Raw genomic sequence first — 18729 nt, 5'->3', positions numbered from 1 at the left:
GTCAACGTAGGACGAGAATGGCAATCGCGATCGCAGCAATCATGAGCACGGCGATGGCGAAGCCGGCAAGTACGAGAGCGATGACGATGGTCGACGATCGAGTCTCGGTGCCCTGCGCCGGTGGCGGCTGCAGGCTGACGTAGCCGTCGTCGCGTACCAGATTGTGCGGCGCATGGTAGTAAACGTGCACGGGTTCGTTCCTGGCAACGACGTCAATGTCGGCGAAACCCCGGCGCAGGTTGAAGAAACCGATGCGCAAATGGTGTTGCCCTGGGCTCACCGTGATCGTCGCGGGCTTGTCGCCGAGCGACACGGGCGGCGAGCCGTCGATCGAGACGCCGAGCCCGTTGACTCTGGTCAGTGACGGGACGGGCTGCATCAGCTCAACCCACAGTGACGCTCGCTTGGGGTCGAAGGTGTGCACGACCACGCAGGCGTTGTGGGGTGAACGCGTCACGCTGTCACACTACGCCCACTGGTCAGAGGCGGCGTTCCTTGACGGCCGTGACGAAGGTGCGCCAACCGCCGGTGGTGAAGATGAGGACAGGGGAGGCGCCGCCAAGTTTGCTGTCGCGCACCACCGTCTGAGCCGGCGGACCGTCACTCACCTCGACGCATTCGCCGTCCTGGTTGCTCCTGCTGCTCTTCCTCCACGTCGGGTGTCCGCTCACCGATCCGCTCCTCGTAGCTCGCCATCGCCACCTTGAGCCTAGACCTCGAAGCGGTGGGACCCAGCGTGATGGAGCGCATCTTGGCGAAAGATCTCGCGCAGATCTGCAGGCGTTCTGCGCCCTCGATGATGACGTTGCCGGCGACCGTGTCGACGGAGACGATCGTTTCGGACGGATCCTGGTATTCCAACAGGGTGAAGGCGCCAGGCAGTCCGGGATTGCCTGGTACGGCGAGCGGCATCACCTGCACGGTGAGGTTGTCTCGCTTACTCAGCTCCAAAATCTTGCCGATCTGGTCGCGCATGACGGTCGGGCCGCCGACCGGACGCAGCAGGACGGCCTCGTCGATGATCAGGCAGACGGTCGGGGGATCGGTGCCGACGAGTCGTTTCTGCCGCGCGAGCCTGGCCTCGACTCGCGCTTTGCCTGCGTATCGTTGAGAACATTGCCGCCGCTGCACACCACAGCACGCGCGTAGTCGGCGGTTTGCACCAGACCCGGCATCAAACCGTCGTTGTAGATGTTGATGACCAGCGCTTCGGACTCAAGCGCCAGCAAATCACTGAGTCGCGTCGGAACGTTGTTCTCGTACGCCTCCCACCAGCTGGACTGTTTGGCCTCGCGGGCCAGCTCGACCAGCTCGTCGATCTCGTCCTTGTCCACGTCCCAGGTGACCAGCAGGGCGCGTACGATCGCCGGCCGGATCGTCGCCTTGCCGGTCTCCAGCCGGTGCATGGTCGACTTCGACACGCCGAGCTCGGCGGCCGTGCGGTCCAGGTTCCAGCCGAGCCGGTTGCGGTGTTCGCGCAGCGCGATGCCGAGGCGGCGACTCCGACCGGTTGCTTTCAGCATGCCCGCATCGTTCTCACTGTCAGCATCGAGAGCGTCACTGTCGAACTTGTGTCATGGGAATTTCATGATCACTGTTTCGCGTCGCGCACCGCATCACGGAGGATCCATGACCAGAGCTCACCGCCGCCGAGGCGTCAGCTTCGGGTTGAGAACGGTCCTGCACGACAAGCCGTTCGGCCGGGTCCGCTGGGAGTCCCACCCGGATCTGGTCAACGAACTTCGGCCCTGTTCCGCGCAAACGTGATGCCGGCCTGGCTCGCGCTGGCCATCATGCGCCGCCGTTCGGCCCGGCACCAGGAGCGCGCCGCCGACCTGCAGGCGCTCAGCAGTGACACGTACGACGCCATGGCCTTGTTTCTTTACGCGACAAGTCCATATGACGCCCTGGCTCCGCGAGCCCACCATTTTCTCGTGCTGGCGGCCAGACCACTGCGCGAGCTGAGGATCGCGCTGGCGCGCATGTGCCCGCTGTCGCCACGCCGGGATTCGGCGCGCCACCTGCGCGAAGTCCAGCAGGTCGCCGGACAGCGGCCGCCGACCTGGTGGTGCAGCGGCGACCGTCGCGAGGAGCTTGTCAACCTCGCCACGGCGATCCGGGCCGATGGTCCCGCGCACCGGGCTACCGACGAGACGCATCTGCGCATCGCCGGCGAACTGCTCGCGTTGACCGCGGCCAGGATCGGCGTGCTCAGCGCACACCTACCACGCCGTCGGCAAGCCGATCTGACCGGCACTCCCGACCTGCTGCAGACCATGAGCGGCAGCGCCGACCTCCTGCACCCCGATCCACCGCAGCCGTCGCCAACCGCCGTACGGTCGCTCTTTCCGCAGTTCTACTGAGTCGTCAGCGCGCCGCTTCCTTCGCGTACGCCTTCTTCCGGTCGGTGATCGGCGCCGGTTCGGCGATCACCGGATACGTCCGCGCGATGACCACAGTGGACAGTGCCGCCACCGAGCTTGCCACCGCGGTCAGATTTCCGTTGGAGCCACGGATGCACCGGGCGGCCGCCGCGCTCATGCCGTAGAAGCTGGTCAGGCAGTTGGCAAACTGCGTGTGACCGCTGGCGTTGGGGTGCAGCGACTGCTGGACGAGCTGGCCGCCGACGCCGTTGCGCAGCTGCGCGAGGTCGATCTTGATGCCGCTGCCCCATTCCTGCGCGTGCGAGATGCCGTTGGCGCACACCTCGCGGCCATAGAAAGCTCGCGACATGTCGAGGAAACGCGCGCCGGCCTGTCGCGCGACACTGGCCATCGTCGAGGAAAACTGCGCGACCGCGGTCAGCTTGGCCCATTTGGCGTCGTCGTTGCGCAGCGGGCAGCCCTCGAAGATTTTCGTGAACACATAACGGTTGTCGTCGGTCACGACGGACGGATACGACTGCAGCACCAGCTGATAGCTGGAGTCGGCATAGCCAGCCTGCCGCATCACCGTGCGGATGTCGGCCAGGTTCTGCCGGATCTTCGGCGCCGTCGCGGCGAGCGCCGCCGGCAGCTTGCTGGCCCAGGTGTCCTGGCAGCGGCTCGAAATCTGGAAATACGCCTTGATGCAGTCGAGCACGATCGAGGTGAAACCGGCGTCGTTCCCACCGATCGACAGGACGATCAGTTTGACGTCGTTTTGCGCGGCGACCGTGCGCAGCCGGTCGGCCTGCGGCGCCTCGCCGTTTTGTGGCGTGCCACCGAGTCTGACGTTCGCGGTGGTGGCGCCCGAGCAGGCCAGGTTGACCTGCCTGTCCGCGGCGATGTGCGTACGGTGGATCTCCGACACGGCCGACCGGTGGCAGAAGTTGCCAGGCTGGTTGGTGCCCGGATCGTACGACCCGGCCGACTCGCCGGAGATGTAGCTGTCACCCATGGACACGATCGCGGTCGGCCTGGCGGCCAGCGCCGGCGGCGAACCGGTGAGAAATCCGGCGGAGAGCGCCAGAATCCCGATCCCGACGGAAATTCTCCGGGCAGCACCGACGAACATCCGAGACTCCCTCCGCACGGACGACGCAGTTATCGTGCCGGTCCGCGGAGAAAATGGCAACAACTACGCGCTTGGGCGGCGGCCGGTGAACAAACCGATCGCCGGCGTGCCGTTGACCTCCACCACATCGGCGGCGTCGAGGCCCGCCCGCCGCAGCCACTTCTGGTAGGTCTCCGGCGAATAGAGTGCGCCGCCGCGTGTACGTAGATAGAGCGACAGCTCGTGCACCGCCGCACCGCGGCCGCCGGCCAGCGTTTCCAGCAGCGCCAACGTGCCTCCCGGCCGCAGCGCGCCGACCAGCCGGTCGATGAGCCGGACACAGGTCGGTTCGTCGAAAAGATGGCAAAGTTGTCCGACGATGACCAGGTCGTACGTGTCGACCGGCAGTGGCATCGAGAAAACGTCGCCGGCCAGATAGGCGAACTGGTCGGCAACGTCGGCGGCGGCGGCGACGGCGCGCTTCGTCGTGGAGAGCACCGGCGGCAGGTCCAGCGCCACGACGCGACTATGCTTGTTTTGCTTGGCGATCGCGATGCTCCAGGGCGCCGCACCGGCGCCGACGTCGAGGATGCGCGTGGCGGCCGGCAGCAGCTCGGCGGTGCGTACGGCCGCGTCCCGCCACATGTTCGCCAGCGAGGCCACCACGTGCGGATACATCTCGGTCGCGGTGTCCGGCGAATCCATGTCCAGCGCGGGTTTTCCGGTGCGTACGGCCTCCGGCAGCTGGTCCCAGATCGGCAGCAGCGGATGCAGCGACGCGAGGCCCGGTGCGGTCGGTTGGAAGCGGCCACCGGGCACCTCCTCGACGAATCCGTCGGCGACCAGTGCCGCCAACAAAAGTCGCACGCCACGCTCGTTGGCACCACACCTGCGCGCCAGGTCGTCCACTGTGGACGGTTCGCGGTCGATCGCGTCCAGGAGACCGAGCTGGACGGCAGTGGTGAACATGGCAACACGAGCCGCCGCCTCGGTCAGCGCGGCCATCGGCGTGCTCATACGATCTCCACGGTGCCGCGATCGCCGTCCACGACAACCGTCTGGCCGTCGTGCAGCACCGTGGTCGCGTTTCCCATCGCCACCACCGCCGGAATGCCGTATTCCCTGGCGATAATCGCCGGATGCGACAGCGCGCCACCGGAGTCGGTGACGATCGCGCCCATCAAAGGGAAAAGCACCGACCAGCTCGGCCGCGTGGACGGACAGACCAGCACGTCACCTTTGCGCAGCCGGTCGAAATCCGGTTCCCCCACGACGACTCGCACCTCACCGCGATAGCGTCCTTTCGACGCCGGCGTGCCGGTGAGCACCTGATTCTGCGGTTCGGCCGTGCGTACGCTGAGATTCTGTTGCAGGATCTCGTTGATTCCCCAGGCGACGGCCTCGGTGAAGTCGCGGATCCCGGCCGGCAACCAGCGCGTCGACGGCGGTGGTCCAGGGTCCTTGCCGTAGGTCGGCGGCCCCGGGTTGGCGAGCATCAACTGGTGAAGCGCGCGGTTTTCCTTCACGACGGGCCGCAGATCGCGCCGATCGGTGAGTGCGGCGATGACCTCGTCGATCTCGACGAAAAACACGTCGTCGCACTCGTCGAGCTGGTCGCGTTCGGTCAGGCGCCGGCCGGCCTCGACGACGACCCGGCGCGCGATGCCGACCGGTCCGTCCATGCAGTAGAAGACGTTGTCCTCGCGTGCCGGATATGCCTTGGTCGCAATAGCCAACGCTCGGTCGAAGGCCGTACGATCGGCTCCATGCAACAGTTTCCGCGCCGCGGCGACCTTTTCCTCGCGTTGCCGCGACAGCGCGCCGTCATCGCCTGACTTTCGCAACAGTCGCCGAGTCAGACCCGGCATCTCGCCGAGCGTCGGCTCGGCCACCTCCAGGATGAGCGAACGAAATCCGTATTCTCGCAGGAAAACGGTGTCATCCTCGGCGAGCGCGTCGAGCGGTTCGGTGGTCTTGCTGGAAAGACCAGCGAGCAACGCCATCACCTCGCGCTGGTCCCAACCGAGCAGGCGCTGGCAGATGACGCCGAGCTCGCCGACACCGGCGACGTGCGCCATGATCACCGGAAAATGCGCGTGTACGCCGTCGTGGCACAGCGCTTTCGCTTCGGCCAGCAGCTCGGGCAGGTTGTCGGCTGCCGGCAGGTCGGTGTCGCGCAGGCGGTGGATGCGCTCGCGGAAAACCGGCTGCTGCTCGGCATACCAGCGGTCGACGACCCGCTCGGCGTGGCCGGTGCGGACGACCTCGCGGCAGCGCCGCAGCCGTCGCCTGGCGTCGGGGGACAGGCGCAGCAGGATCGGCAGCAGCCAACCAGGTGGCGGCGCGGCGCCGGCCGGGCCGCCGACGGCCTCGATCGAGCCGTAGAACCAGCCGCCGATGTCGGTCACCCGCGGCGTCAGGATCAGGCCGAAATCCTCGCTGGCCGCGACCAGCCCGTCGTCCTCCGGCAACAACGAGTTGGTCATCGGCGTACGCGGCAGCGGACCGTGTGCGGCGTCCCGCTGCCAGAATCCCGGCGGTGCTTCCATGCCGGCAATCCTGCGGTCGCGGCGCACTCTGCCGCTATCCGTGCCGGTACGTAAATTCACAGCTTCTCAGTGGCCCAGCGCACCAAAGCCAGCCGCGAGGGCAGCTCAAGGCGCGCGTAGATATTGCGCAAATGGGTCTCGACCGTACGTTCGCTCAGAAAAAGCCGCGCCGCGATTTCCCGATTGGGCAGGCCGTCGGCGACCAGCCGGGCGATCTGTGCCTCCCTTTTGGTCAGCTCACCGGTCTTTCGCCCAGTCGGCGCGCGTACGCCGAGCGTGCGAGCGACCTGCCTGGCGCGGTCCAGCCAGCGCGCCGCGCCGGCGCGTTCGAACGTCGCCAGGCAGTTTTTCACCGCCTCCTGAGCCCGCGGTGCCGGCGCGATCCGCGCAAACCAGAGTTGCGCCTGAGCGGCCAGAAAGTGCATCTCCATGGCGGTCAGCCGCTCGATGGCCGTCGTCAGCAGCTGGTGGTCGGCGTACGCGACGCCGTCCATCAGGTCGGCCAACGCGTCCGCGAACGGTGCCGTGCGGCCGATCTCCCTCAGCCACTTTCCTGCCTCCGCCGCCTTTTCCCGGCTCGGATAGCCGGCGAAGACGACCCGCAGGCAGGTCGCGAGCGGATCGTTGAACAGCAGCAACGGATCGGGGACGACCGGTAGGCCCATATCGTCGCGGTCGAACTGAAAGGCGACGACAGCGTCGAGAAGCTCGTTGTACACCACGATCGACGGCTCGGTGAGGGTGGTGTCCATCGGGCTCTCGGTTTCACCGCGCTCGGCAAGCAAAATCGCCCGGATCCTGGTGCCGCGAGCCAGCGACCGGCTGATTTTCGCGTTTCGCGCGTATTCCAGCCCGTGGCTGCTCTCGTCCAGTGCGGCGTCCAGGTCGCCGGTCAGGTAATGCGCCATCGCCAGCCGTTCGGCTGTCGACGCGTGCGAGGACGGCACGTCCAGCCGCAGCCGTTTCATCGCGTCACGCACCGAAATCTGCTCGACGGCGCCGCGCAGGTCGCCGGCCAGGATCGACAGCATGAACAGCCAGCGGGACATGCCGCCGGCCACCATCGAGGTCGGCGAGTCCGCCATCAATGCCTTGCATTCCTCGATTTCGCTGGTCGCGAGAGCGAAATCGCGGTCGATCATGGCGTGCAGGGCCTGACCGTAGTGACCGACGGCCCGCGCTGTCTCGCCCGGATGTGTCGCCGCGAACTCGACCATCTGGTCGGCGTGCCGCTGCGCGTCGGCGATGGTGCCGTGCCGCAGGCCGGTCACCACGTTGACGAACGCTGACTCGGCGACGTCGTCGGACGGATGCGAAAGGTCGATCACCTTTTCGCCGACATCTGGCACAATCCCGCGTTCGGAGTTCAGCAATGCCAGCCGATATTCAAACATTCGCTGCCAGCTGTCGTCATCGAAGCGCTTGGCGGCGGCGATCCCGTCGGTGACGGTACGCGCCGCGGCGTCCAGATCGCCGAGTCCGGAATACGCGCGGGCCAGGCCGCTGAGCAACGGAATCGTCGCGCGCCCTTCCGGCATCGCGTCGATCGCCGCGCGTAGGTATTCCACCGCCTCGGCGCCGGATCCGACGCCGAGCGCGCGGTTTCCGGCCGCGGCAAGCACTTCGGCCGTACGTGTCGGGTCGAGTAGATTGCCGGCCGCGCGATAATGCGGTGCCAGAGCGAGCACGTCGTCGGGACCGATTTTTTCGATGGCGGTGGCGACTTTCGCGTGCAACGTCCGTCGTTCGCCGCCGGTGAGCTCGGCGTACGCGACCTCCGCGTACAACGGATGGGCGACGCGATAATGCGGCGGCTGGCCGGCAACGTCGTCGACGAGGCCGTCACGGATCAAGTCGCGCAGGCCATCGAGCGTGTCCTGGTCACAAATGTGGCCGAGCACCTGGTCCGAGCACGACGGTCCGGCCACCGCGATGATCTCCAGCAACCGGCGATGGTCGTCGTCGAGCCGGTGCAGCCGGCTGACCACCACGTCCCGCACGATCACCGGCAGCCGGTCGGCGCGCAGGTGTCCACTGTGGACGAGCGCGGTGACGAACAACGGCACGCCACGTGCTCTGGCCGTGACGTTCTTCAACAACCGCGGTTGTGGCTGCTCGCCGAGCACGGCCGCCGTGAGCCTGGCAACGGCGGAGTCTGTCAGTGGTGTCAACGAAATCTCGTCGGCCTGGTCGGCGCGGCGTACGGCCATCGCCAGCTCGCGCAAGGAACCTTCGGCCTCGCCGGCGCGGTAGGTGGCCAGGATCATCAGCCGCTGTTCCGGCGCCTCGCGGCCGATGTAGTGCAGCAGTTCGACCGTGCCGCGGTCGGCCCAGTGCAGGTCGTCTATGAAAAGCAGGACGCTGCCGCGTCTGGCGGTGAAACGTACGAGCTGCGCGGCCGCCTCGAACATCCGGGTCCGTTCCAGCTCCGGATCGTCCAGCGGCGCGGTCTCCGGCAGTCGCGGGTGGGGGATCAGCCGGCGCAGATCCGGCAGTTGCGAGATCTCCTGGCCGGCCAGCGTGTCGATCACCGGCCGCAGCGCCTCGACGATCGGCGCGTACGCGAGGCCCGTGTGCAGGGGGTGGGCGCGGCCGGTCAACACCGTGAACTGCCGGGCCGCCGCGGTTTCGACGAGCTCGGCGGCCAGTCGTGACTTGCCGATGCCGGCCTCACCGCGGAGCAGGACCATCCGGCCGCTGCCGCCGGCCGTACGGTCGACCGCGGACACCAGCGACGCCAGCTCCGCATCCCGCCCGACCAGCTCCGACACGCATTCCTCCCAGGTGGTCCACAGCAGTCAACCACATTTGCCGAAGGCCACGGAGAAATGGGTGAAGGCCCCTCGCGCCGCGCACGGCCGCATAACGCGAGGGGCCTTCGGTCTGTGTCAGTCCACGGTCTAGCTCACGGTCAAAGCCGTGTCGTCGATCGTGAACGACGTTTGCAGGCTGCTGTCCTCCGTGCCGGTGAACTTGATCGTCACGGTTTGGCCTGCCAGCGAGGAAAGATCCAGGCTGCGCTGCGCGTAGCCGCTCGCCTTGTTGAGGTTGGAGTAGGTCGCCAGCGTGCTGGAGCCGGCCGTCACGGTGAGCTTGTCGTACGCCGTCGTGGTGGTCGTCTCCGAGCTGTCAATGTGCAGGTAGAACGTCAGCGTCGCGTGGCAGCCGGCCGGAATGGCCACCGACTGCGAAAGCGAGTCGGTGTGCGTTGTTCCGTAACCGTCGAGCCACGCGAGGTAGCTTCCGCTGTGCGAAGGCTCGGAGCTGGAGGTCGCCGAAATGACACCGGAGGTCGCCGTCCACGGCGACGTGCCGGACTCGAATCCGGGATTGCCGAGTTTCTGGCCGGAACAGTTGCCACCGGTCGGGTTGATCGTCCAGCTGAACGAGGTGTTGGCGGTCGCGCCGGTGCTGTCTTTTACCGTCGCGTTGACGGTAAAGGTGCCGGCGGCGCTCGGCGTACCGGAAATCAGGCCGGACGAGCTGACCGACAGTCCGGTCGGCAGGCCGGTCGCGGTCCAGGTGTACGGCGAGGTGCCGCCGCTCGCGGACAGCTGCAGGCTCGCCGCCGTGCCGACGGTGCCGGTCTGGTTGCCGGGGTTGTTGGCCGCCAACGGGCCGGGGCCGCCTCCGCCGGCGGTGAAGGCCGCGGTGCCGTTCGGCGTGCCGAGACCGGTCGGTCCGTCCCATCCCGCGGTTCCGTTGCACAGCACCGAAGGAGAGCAGGAGCCGTTGCTGCCGCTGGTCACGTCGAAAAGATTTCCGGTGTGCGCGTACGGATACGAGTTCGGCCGGTCGGACGAACCCGGCGTGCCGGCGAGCGCGTAGACGGAGGCGATGATCGGCGCGGACGCGCTCGTGCCACCGTAGACGGCCCAGCCACTTCCGCCGTATGTCTGGTAAACCGCGACACCGGTCTGCGGGTCGGCGACCGCGGACACGTCGGTGTCGGCGCGCTTCGAGCAGGCCGAGATGCCGCTCTGGAACGACGGCTTGGAAACGCTGACCGAGCAACCGCTGCCGGCGCCGCTCCACACGGATTCGGTCCAGCCACGGGAATTGCTCGACGTGTTCAGCGACGTGCCGCCGACCGAGACCACGTATTGCGACGTGGACGGGTAAATCGGGCCGGCCGAATAACCGCTGTCACCGCTGGACGCGGTGTAGACGACGCCCGGGTGGTTGAAATACTGCGAGTCGTAGGTGGGGGAGTCGCTCGCGTCGGCGCCACCCCAACTCATCGACACGTATTTCGCGCCGAGGTTCACCGCCGTGTTGACCGCGGTGAACAGGTTGTCGGACGCGTCGTTGCCCTCGACCAGCAGAATGTGGCACGACGGACAGACCGCGGAGACCATGTCCAGGTCGAGCGAGATCTCGCCGGCCCAGCCGGTGTCACCGGTCGGCAGCGGGCTCGCCTGGCCGTTTTGGTTGACCTTCTTGAAACATCCGTTGGCCGTGGTGCAGGCCGGCAGGCCGTACGTCGAGCGATAGGTCGACAGGTCCGACTCGGCGCTCGGGTCGTCGTAGGCGTCGACGATCGCCACCGTCGCGGCGGTGTTGCTCGACGGCAGTTTGTACGCCGACTGCAGATTGGACGGACCGTAGCCGCTCGGCAGGAGTTGCGGGCTGACCGCCTTCGGCGCGATGTCCGTACGCTTGATCGCGAAGCATCTGTTCTGGCCGGCCTTCACCTGTTGGTTACAGGAATAGACGGCGTCCGAGGAAAACTGCTGTCCGGTCGGGGTCGCGGCTTGCGCGGGGGCCGAAAGACAGGCCACAATCAACGCGGTGCCGTAAAGGATCGGTAAAGCACGCTTGAGAATTCGCACGCTGCCTCCTGGGTTAATCCTTAACCCCGCCTTAAAACCGGCCGGAATGTCGCGAGGGGTGCCACATATGTACAAGCGGGGGGCCGAAAACGGTGTCATCGTTGTGTCAGTGGCACTAATGTGTCAGTTCGTGATTTCCGACCATGTGCGGCACCTGACCAGGCTCGGGCTGCCGGCGGCCGAGGCGGAGATCTACGGCCATCTGCTCGCCGTCGGATCGTCCGGCGTGGAAGAAATCGCTCAGCTGTCCGGATATCCGGCGGAAACCGTCAAAAAGGCGTTTGTCACGCTCAACGACAGTGGTCTGGTCGGTCGGGTCGGCAACGACCCGACCACCGCCGTACCGGTCCGTCCAGATGCCGCTCTGGATCTTCTGGTCCGCTCACGCGAAACCGAGCTCGCCGAGGCGCGGGTCGCCGCCCGCGGCGCGTACGACGCCTTCCGTCGCACCCTGATCGGCGATGCCACCGACCAGATCATCGAGGTGATTCCGGCCGCATCGGTGGAAAACCGCATCGCCCAACTGGAGCGCGGCGCGGTGGCATCCGTACGAGCATTGGATTCGCCGCCTTATTACGCGGCGAAGCATGCCAACAACGTGGAGCTGGAAAACCTCGCGCGCGGCGTACGTTATCGTGCCGTCTACGCCAAGGCCGCGTTGCTGGACTCCGACTTTCTCACCGAAAACGTCGTTTCGTGTGTGAAAGCGGGCGAGGAGGCGCGCACTTTGCCGGAAGTGCCGGCCAAACTCCTCATCGTCGACGACGAATGCGCGGTCGTGGCATTGTCCCTTCCGGAGGCGGACGTCGGCCGGCTGGCCATCCTCATCCGGCCGTCGTCGTTGCTGTCGGCTCTGATCGGCTTGTTCGAGATCTGTTGGCGATCGGCTCTGCCGCTGGACTTACGCGAGGAGTCCGGACCATATCTGCAGCCCAGCGAGCGCCGGCTGCTCGGTCTGCTCGCCGCCGGCATGGGCGACGACCAGGCGGCACGCAGCCTCGGTGTGAGCCGACGAACACTGTTTCGCTATCTGGAGGGACTGATGGCGCGTACCGGCGCCGCCAATCGCTTCCAGCTCGCCCTCTACGCCGTCCGTAACCGCTGGATCTAGCCTTCGGTTTACCGCTATATTCATCTGCTGGCTCGATGAGATCCGCGACGGGCGCGGACTGGGCGGGATCGGAAAAGAACGGGGAATCTGTGGCAAAACGTAGGTTAGCGCTGCGCGGATTCGGGGCTTTTGTCGCCGCCGCGTTGGTTGTGGGGCTTTTTCCGGCGGCCGCCTCGGCGGCCACCCCGGCGCCGACGGTCTGGTCGGCGGAGTATCCGGATGACGACGCGTCGCATGGCGGCGTGGGAATTGCCGGTAACTTCACCTTCGGCGCCAATGGCGTCGCCGATGTCGCGGCCTACTACTACAGCTTCGGGGGAAGCTGCGAACCGCTGAACATGCAGCGAGTCGATGCCGACAGCACCGGCGGGGCGACGGTGACGTACGCGCCCACATCCGCCGGTCAGAACACGCTGTGCGTACGCTCGACGAGCCCGTCGGGCCTGTCCGACCCGGCTCTGCACCGCTACAACGTCAGCTCGCCCGGCACCGTCCAGCTCACCTTCACGGACTCGACGACCGGCGCACCGATCACGGACATGTGCGCGCGGGTAGCTGAGATCGAGCGCTGCGGCTCGGCAAACGGGGTAATTCTGCTGGAAGACGTGCCGAGCGGTTCGTACACCGCCAGCGTCTACTCGCAACACCGTACGCACTGGGGCCAGGATCTCGAGATCCTCGTCCAGTCGCACCAAGTGACCGAAAAGGCGGTCGTGCTCGCTCCGGCCGCCGCCATCGCGACGATGGCGCTGGACGCCAGGACCGGCAAGCCACTGGCCGATGTCTGCGTCAGCGAGCTGACACTGCCGATGCGTTCTCTCTATTCGGAAGGCGGCGGCTACTGCAGCGGTGCGAACGGCCGGATCGTCATCGGTCCGGTCGCGGCCGGCACCTACGTTTTCATGGCCACATCCGGCAACACGGCCTATGGCCTGCAGTGGGTCGGCGTTCGCGGCGGCACCGGCGATGTGCGGCTGGCCAGGACGGTCACCGCGACGACGGGACGGTTGGTGTCGATGCCGCCGGTCCGAATGGACCTCGCCGGTGCCATCACCGGGCAGGTGACCGACGTGGCGACCGGCGCCGCGGTCGGCGGTGTCTGCGCCTATCCGTACGCCAGGCATCCGGCGAATCTGGGTTTCGGACCCAACTGCTCGAATTCCACCGGGACGTACACGATTTCCGGCCTGGGGCCATACAAATGGCCGGTGCAGTTCACCTCGCGGCCACACAAGTACGCGACGCAGTGGTCCGGCGGAGCCGCGGACCGGCTTGCCGCGACGCCGGTTCAGGTGACGTCAGGCAAAACCGTGACCGCTGACGCGAAGATGGCCGCCGGTGGATCGGTGACCGGCCGAGTCCTGGACACAGCCGGCCAGCCGACGTTCGGGTACGTCGAGGCGTACAACGCGAGGTCCGGCGATTTGTTGCTGTCGACGAGCACTCCACCGGACCGGACCGGGACGTACGCGATCGCCGGCCTGGCAACGCAGGACCTCAAGATTGTCTCGAATGTCGAAGGTAGCGCGCTTTGCTGGTACCAACGCGCGTCGGATTTCGACACGGCCACTGTTGTGCACAGCACGGCAGGTCAAGCGGTCGACGGGATTGATCTCGCGCGCTGCTGACCGTCAATCCGACTACGTCAATGTGGGGCACCTGGCGCGGACCAGGTGCCCCCATTTTCGATGTCGTCAAGCCGGGACCGGCACCGCGACAGTGCGGTCGGTGGCGGCGGCGAGCGTACGCACGGCAGACCCCAGAGCCGGCAGCTCGGAGTGCGTCAGGGCCTGCGGGCCGTCGCACCGAGCCGACTCGGGATGCGGATGCAGATCGACCATCACCGCATCGGCCCCCGCCGCCAGGCCGGCACGCGCCAACGGTACGACCAAATCGCGCCGGCCGGCCGCGTGTGACGGGTCGACGATGATCGGCAGATGCGACAGCGACTGGATCATCGGTATGGCGGAAACGTCAAGCATGTTGCGAATAGCCGGCTCGAACGAGCGTACGCCGCGCTCACACAACACAATGTCGAGATTTCCACGCTGGGCGATGTACTCGGCCGCCATCAGCCATTCCTCGTAGGTGGCGGTCAGGCCGCGTTTCAACATCACCGGCTTGCCGACCGACCCGACCGCCTGCAACAGACCGAAATTCTGCATGTTGCGGGTGCCGATCTGCAGCATGTCCGCGTACGACGCGACAGTGTCCACATCGGACGGATCCATCACCTCGGTGACGATCGGCAGACCGGTCTCGGCGCGTACGTCGGCCAGGATTTTCAGGCCGTCGACGCCCAGCCCCTGGAAAGCGTACGGAGAAGTGCGCGGCTTGAAAGCCCCGCCGCGCAACAGGGAAGCGCCGGCGGACACCGCCATCTGAGCGGCCTCCAGGGTCTGCGTCGGAGTCTCGACGGCACACGGACCGGCGATCAACGTCACCGTGCCCGGTCCGATCGGCACCCCGCCGACCCGGATGACCGAGCGTTGCGAATGATGTTCGCGGCTCACCAGCTTGTACGGCGCGGTGATCCGGACGACCTCGGAAACCCCAGGAAGACCGTGCACCTCAAGGGTTTCCAGCACTTCCTCGCCGGCGACGACGCCGACGATCGTACGCTGCACGCCGCGGGACACGAACGCGTGTCCGCCGGCCGCCTCGATGTTGCCGACGACCTCGGCGAGCTCGGCATCGCTCGCGTCCGGATTCATCACGATGACCATGGTCCAGCCAACTCCTGACAGTTAAAGAGCCCCGGGCCAGCGGGGCCCGGGGCTCAATACAAAGGTGGTCGGCTAACGCGGCACGCGCTCCGCCACCTGGTCGGCACCAGGCGGTCGAAAATAGCCGTACCAAAATCGCATGACCATCACTCTAGCGCGTCGGTGGCAGCTCGCGAGTGTCACCCTCCTCACCGTGGTGATGCAGTGCCTGGTTGACCGCGCGAGCCTGCGCCTCGGTCATCTCGGACGGGTGCACCGGCGGAGCGGCCGGCGGTCGCGGCTGTTCGACGGTGTCGGCCGCCTCCCAACCGGGAGGACCGGCCACCACGCCGACCAGCTGACCCTCGGCCGGACCGACGGCCGGCGACACCGGATGCTTGGCGGCACGCCGCCGCGCACGGCGTTGCTTGATGCCTTCGACGATCGAGTAGAGCACCGGTACGAGCACGAGCGTCAGCAGCGTCGAGGTCACCAGGCCACCGATCACCACCACGGCCAGCGGCTGCGAGATGAACACACCGCCGCCGGTCAGGCCGACCGCCATCGGCGTCAGCGCGAAGATCGTCGCGACCGCGGTCATCAGGATCGGCCGCAGCCGGTGCCGGCCGCCCTCGATGATGGCGTCCCGGATCTCCAGGCCGTCCGCTCGGTATTTGTTGATCAGGTCGATCAACACGATCGCGTTGGTGACCACGATGCCGATCAGCATCAGCAGTCCGATCAGTGCCGGCAGACCCAGCGGAATGCCGGTGATCAGCAGCAGGCCGAGCGCGCCGGTGGCCGCGAACGGGATCGACACCAGCAGGATCAGCGGCTGGATCAGGCTGCGGAAGGTGGTGAGCATGACCAGGAAGACCAGCACGATGGCCGCGACCAGCGCCAATCCGAGGTTGCCGAAGGCCTCCGCCTGCTGCTGGCTCACCCCGCCGATCGAGTACGTGGCGCCGGCCGGCAGCTTCAGCGCGGTCAGCTTCTGCCGCAGCTGTACGTTGATGCGCCCCAGGTCGTCGCCGCTGACGTTGCCGGTCACCGACGCCGTGCGCGAGGAGTCGGTGCGGGTGATCGACTCCGGCCCGTTGGCGACCTGCACGTCGGCCACCTCGCGCAGCTTGATGTCGCCGTACTGCGTGGTCAGCACCAGGTTGCGGAGCTGCTCGATGTCCTGCGGCCGGGCCACCGTACGCACGATCACGTTCTGTTCGTTGTCGTTGACGACGAACTTGGTCACCGTCGTGCCGTCGAAGGCGGCACTGACCGCCTGCGCGACCGCGCTGTCGGTGAGGCCGCGGCTGGCCGCCTTCTCGCGGTTGACGGCCACGTCGACCTGCGGCGAGGTCGGTGCCAGCGTGCTGGTCACGTCGGTGACGCCGGACAGGCCGGCCACCGCCTGCTGGACCTGCGTGGTGGCCTGCCGCAGCACGTTGTCGTCGGCCGCGCTCACGTCCACCGACAGCTGGTTGGACGTGCCGGACGAGCTGGCGCCGTTGATGGTGATCTTGCCGGCGCCGCTGAGCTTGCCGACGGCCGTACGGATGCTGTTCTGGATGGCCTCCTGGTTGCCGTCCGGGTCGGTCGTGATGTTGTACGACGCGTTGGTGCCGCCACCACCCCCGGCGAAGGGGTTGCGGCCGCCGCCACCACCGCCGATGGTCACCTGGTAGGACTTGACGCCCTTCGTGTCGTGCAGCACCTGCTCGACCTTCTGGGCGGCGGCGTCGGTGCTGGCCAGGCTGGTGCCGACCGGCATGGCCTGGCTGATCGACATGGTGTTCTGCTGGCCGCCGTCCAGGAAGTTGGTCTTCAGGAACGGATACATGGCCAGGGTGCCGAAGAAGAGCAGTACCGCGACGAACAGCGTGATGAACCGGTGCCGCAGGGTCCAGCCGAGTACGGGGACGTACGCGCGTTGCAGGATGCCGCGGCGCTCCTTGGCCTCGGCCTTCTCACGCGCGGCCGCCACGTCCGCGGCGGTGCCCTTCGGCGGCCGCAGGAACCAGTACGCCAGCACCGGCACGACCGTCAGCGACACCAGCAGCGAGGCGAGCAGCGCGACCGTCACGGTGACACCGAACGGCGCGAACAGTTGGCCGACCAGGCCACCGACGAACGCGATCGGCAGGAACACCGCGACCGTGGTGAGCGTGGAGGCGGTGACCGCGCCGGCGACCTCCTTGACACCGGTCAGCACGGCGTGTTGTCGCTCCTCGCCGTAGGACAGATGTCGTTTTATGTTTTCCAGTACGACAATCGAGTCGTCCACCACGCGGCCGACCGCGATGGTCAGCGCGCCGAGGGTCAGCAGGTTGAGCGAATAGCCGCCGGCCCACAGCGCGATCAGCGCGATCATCACCGACAGCGGGATGGACACCGCGGTGACCAGCGTCGAGCGGATCGACAGCAGGAACACCAGGATGACCAGCACCGCGAAGGCGAGGCCGAGCAGGCCTTCCGTGCCGAGGTCGTCGATCGACTGCTGGACGAACGGCGCCTGGTCGAAGACGACGGTCAGGTCGCCGCCAGCCTGGCCTTCCAGGTCCTTGGTCTTGTCCCGGATCGCGTTGGAGATCGCCACCGCGTTGCCGGTCGCGGTCGCGGTGACCGAGATGCCAAGGCTCGGCTTGCCGTTCGTACGCGTCAGGCTGGTGGCCGGCGAGTCGGCCTGCGTGACGGTCGCGATGTCGCCGAGTTTCACCGGCGCCTGCGGCTTCTGCGAGCCGCTCACTCCGCCCGGGATGCCGGCGCCACCGCCGGCGCCCGCACCGGCCCCACCGCCGGGGATCGGCGGGTCGGCGGCCGGAAGGCCGGCGACGTACGCGGCCGGCGCGACCGCCGGCGTACCCGACGTGGACGCCGACGACGAAGCGCTGTGCGTGGTCGACGGACTCGGTGAGGTCGGTACGCAGGTCGGCGTCGGATGCGGCGTGCCAGGTGCCGGCGACGGGGTGGCGCCGGGCGGACAGGACACGCTCGGCGTCGGCGTCGGGGTCACCGGCGGCTTGGTCGGCGGCGTGCCCCCCGGCGGCTTTCCACCGGGATAGCCGCCCGGCGGCAGGCCGCCCGGAAGTCCACCGGGAAGACCGCCAGGAAGACCGCCGAGACCGGGAATGCCGCCGAGTCCGCCGAGGCCGCTCAGGTTGGGGATGCCGCCGGTCGGCAGTTTGGGATCGCGGGTAATGAAAAGGTTACGAATATCGTTGACCGTGGCGAACGTCCGGCCGACCGAGACGGAATAGGTTTTTCCGTCGCTGGTCAGGGATCCGCCGGGGGTGTTGATGCCGTTGGCGGACAGGGCGCTGACGACCGAGCTGATCGAGACGTCCTTGTCCTTCATTTTCTTGGTGTCCAGCTGGATGGTGATCTGCTGGTCGCGTACGCCGGACAGCGTCGCCTCGCGTACGCCGGAAATGCCCTGCAACTCCGGGATCACGTTGTTCTTGATGCGCTGCGCCAAAGCCTGCTGGTTGCCGTCCGCGCTGGTCGCGGCCAGCACCACCACCGGAATGCTGTCGGTGCTGCCGGAACGCACCTGCGGGTCGACGTTTTGCGGCAGCTGCGCGGAAATCTTCGCGACATCGCTTTGCAGCTCGCTGACCGCTTTGTCGATGTCGGTGCCGAAGTCGAATTCCACGTTGACGGACGCGAAACCGGAGCTGGAGGTGGAGGTGACCGAATTCGCGCCGTTGGCGCCGCGTACGGCCTGCTCGATCGGGATCGTCAGCTGTTTCTCCACGATCGCCGGCGTGGCACCGGGATAGGCCGCGGAGATGCTGACGACCGGGAAACTCAGCTCGGGAAAGAGCTGCTGTTTCAGCTGTGGCACAGCCCACACGCCAAAACCCAACACCGCGATGGCGACGATCGCGATGAGGCTGCGATAAGCGAGGCTCAGTCTGGCGAGAAGGGACATCGATGAGTGCTTTCTTCTATCGTCGACGTTGACGTTGCAGATATCAGTGGCAGGACACCTGGAATTGTGTCAGTGGTGTCCGGCCGGCACCCCCCACCGGGGGTCGATTTCGTTCTCCACCCGGAGGAGG

Annotated in this window: 12 protein-coding genes and 1 pseudogene; 3 read left to right on the top strand and 10 right to left on the bottom strand. The window is 67.0% G+C overall.

Annotated elements, in window-relative coordinates:
• Position 1 precedes the first annotated feature (1 nt).
• The 3 genes and pseudogenes from GNX95_RS09545 to GNX95_RS43100 all read right to left on the bottom strand — a co-directional run bounded on the left by GNX95_RS09545 (position 2) and on the right by GNX95_RS43100 (position 1523).
• On the bottom strand, positions 2-457 hold the full coding sequence (locus tag GNX95_RS09545; RefSeq protein WP_163506746.1) for a hypothetical protein: 456 nt from the start codon (positions 455-457) through the stop codon (positions 2-4).
• 22 nt (positions 458-479) lie between these two features.
• Positions 480-608 (bottom strand): DUF397 domain-containing protein, encoded by a 129-nt coding sequence (locus tag GNX95_RS09540; RefSeq protein WP_246281557.1) that lies wholly within the window; start codon positions 606-608, stop codon positions 480-482.
• A pseudogene (locus tag GNX95_RS43100) lies at positions 601-1523 on the bottom strand (helix-turn-helix domain-containing protein). The gene GNX95_RS09540 and the pseudogene GNX95_RS43100 overlap by 8 nt, the downstream one beginning before the upstream one ends.
• A gap of 243 nt (positions 1524-1766) precedes the next feature.
• On the opposite strand from GNX95_RS43100, the gene GNX95_RS09525 reads away from it, so the two are divergent.
• Positions 1767-2363, top strand: coding sequence for a hypothetical protein (locus GNX95_RS09525; protein WP_163506742.1), 597 nt, complete (start codon positions 1767-1769; stop codon positions 2361-2363).
• 4 nt (positions 2364-2367) lie between these two features.
• Here GNX95_RS09525 and GNX95_RS09520 read toward each other — a convergent pair whose 3' ends face one another.
• From GNX95_RS09520 to GNX95_RS09500, 5 genes are all read right to left on the bottom strand, one after another.
• Positions 2368-3495, bottom strand: a complete 1128-nt coding sequence (locus tag GNX95_RS09520; RefSeq protein ID WP_163506741.1) for a GDSL-type esterase/lipase family protein — start codon at positions 3493-3495, stop codon at positions 2368-2370.
• 63 nt (positions 3496-3558) lie between these two features.
• Positions 3559-4491: a methyltransferase gene (locus tag GNX95_RS09515; RefSeq protein WP_163506740.1), complete on the bottom strand. Its 933-nt coding sequence runs from the start codon at positions 4489-4491 to the stop codon at positions 3559-3561.
• Positions 4488-6023: a PEP-utilizing enzyme gene (locus GNX95_RS09510; protein WP_163506739.1), complete on the bottom strand. Its 1536-nt coding sequence runs from the start codon at positions 6021-6023 to the stop codon at positions 4488-4490. Before GNX95_RS09510 ends, GNX95_RS09515 begins: the two co-directional genes overlap by 4 nt.
• A 56-nt stretch (positions 6024-6079) precedes the next feature.
• Complete coding sequence (locus tag GNX95_RS09505) at positions 6080-8794, bottom strand: ATP-binding protein (RefSeq protein WP_163506738.1); 2715 nt, start codon at positions 8792-8794, stop codon at positions 6080-6082.
• Positions 8795-8923: 129 nt separating this feature from the next.
• Complete coding sequence (locus GNX95_RS09500) at positions 8924-10855, bottom strand: putative Ig domain-containing protein (RefSeq protein ID WP_246281556.1); 1932 nt, start codon at positions 10853-10855, stop codon at positions 8924-8926.
• A 130-nt stretch (positions 10856-10985) separates the two neighbouring features.
• Between GNX95_RS09500 and GNX95_RS09495 the strand changes: the two genes are divergently transcribed.
• Both GNX95_RS09495 and GNX95_RS09490 read left to right on the top strand, forming a co-directional pair.
• On the top strand, positions 10986-11966 hold the full coding sequence (locus GNX95_RS09495) for a helix-turn-helix transcriptional regulator (protein ID WP_222853478.1): 981 nt from the start codon (positions 10986-10988) through the stop codon (positions 11964-11966).
• An 89-nt stretch (positions 11967-12055) separates the two neighbouring features.
• Complete coding sequence (locus GNX95_RS09490) at positions 12056-13594, top strand: collagen binding domain-containing protein (protein WP_163506737.1); 1539 nt, start codon at positions 12056-12058, stop codon at positions 13592-13594.
• Positions 13595-13660: 66 nt separating this feature from the next.
• On the opposite strand, the gene aroF is transcribed toward GNX95_RS09490, so the two are convergent.
• Together aroF and GNX95_RS09480 are read right to left on the bottom strand one after the other, a co-directional pair.
• On the bottom strand, positions 13661-14692 hold the full coding sequence (gene aroF, locus GNX95_RS09485) for a 3-deoxy-7-phosphoheptulonate synthase (RefSeq protein WP_163506736.1): 1032 nt from the start codon (positions 14690-14692) through the stop codon (positions 13661-13663).
• Between the two features lie 151 nt (positions 14693-14843).
• Positions 14844-18599 (bottom strand): efflux RND transporter permease subunit, encoded by a 3756-nt coding sequence (locus GNX95_RS09480; protein ID WP_163506735.1) that lies wholly within the window; start codon positions 18597-18599, stop codon positions 14844-14846.
• Positions 18600-18729 lie beyond the last annotated feature (130 nt).

The organism is Fodinicola acaciae (assembly GCF_010993745.1).
Classification (GTDB): Bacteria; Actinomycetota; Actinomycetes; order Mycobacteriales; family HKI-0501; genus Fodinicola; species Fodinicola acaciae.
The sequence above is the reverse complement of the archived record's forward strand: the minus strand, read 5'-3'. Positions and strand labels throughout refer to the sequence as shown.

Excerpts from the sequence above, each read along its gene's own strand:
- GNX95_RS09525 (WP_163506742.1), top strand. The coding sequence starts at position 1,767 with ATGCCGGCCTGGCTCGCGCTGGCCATCATGCGCCGCCGTTCGGCCCGG.
- GNX95_RS09520 (WP_163506741.1), bottom strand. The coding sequence starts at position 3,495 with ATGTTCGTCGGTGCTGCCCGGAGAATTTCCGTCGGGATCGGGATTCTG.
- GNX95_RS09515 (WP_163506740.1), bottom strand. The coding sequence starts at position 4,491 with ATGAGCACGCCGATGGCCGCGCTGACCGAGGCGGCGGCTCGTGTTGCC.
- GNX95_RS09510 (WP_163506739.1), bottom strand. The coding sequence starts at position 6,023 with ATGGAAGCACCGCCGGGATTCTGGCAGCGGGACGCCGCACACGGTCCG.
- aroF (WP_163506736.1), bottom strand. The coding sequence starts at position 14,692 with ATGGTCATCGTGATGAATCCGGACGCGAGCGATGCCGAGCTCGCCGAG.
- GNX95_RS09480 (WP_163506735.1), bottom strand. The coding sequence starts at position 18,599 with ATGTCCCTTCTCGCCAGACTGAGCCTCGCTTATCGCAGCCTCATCGCG.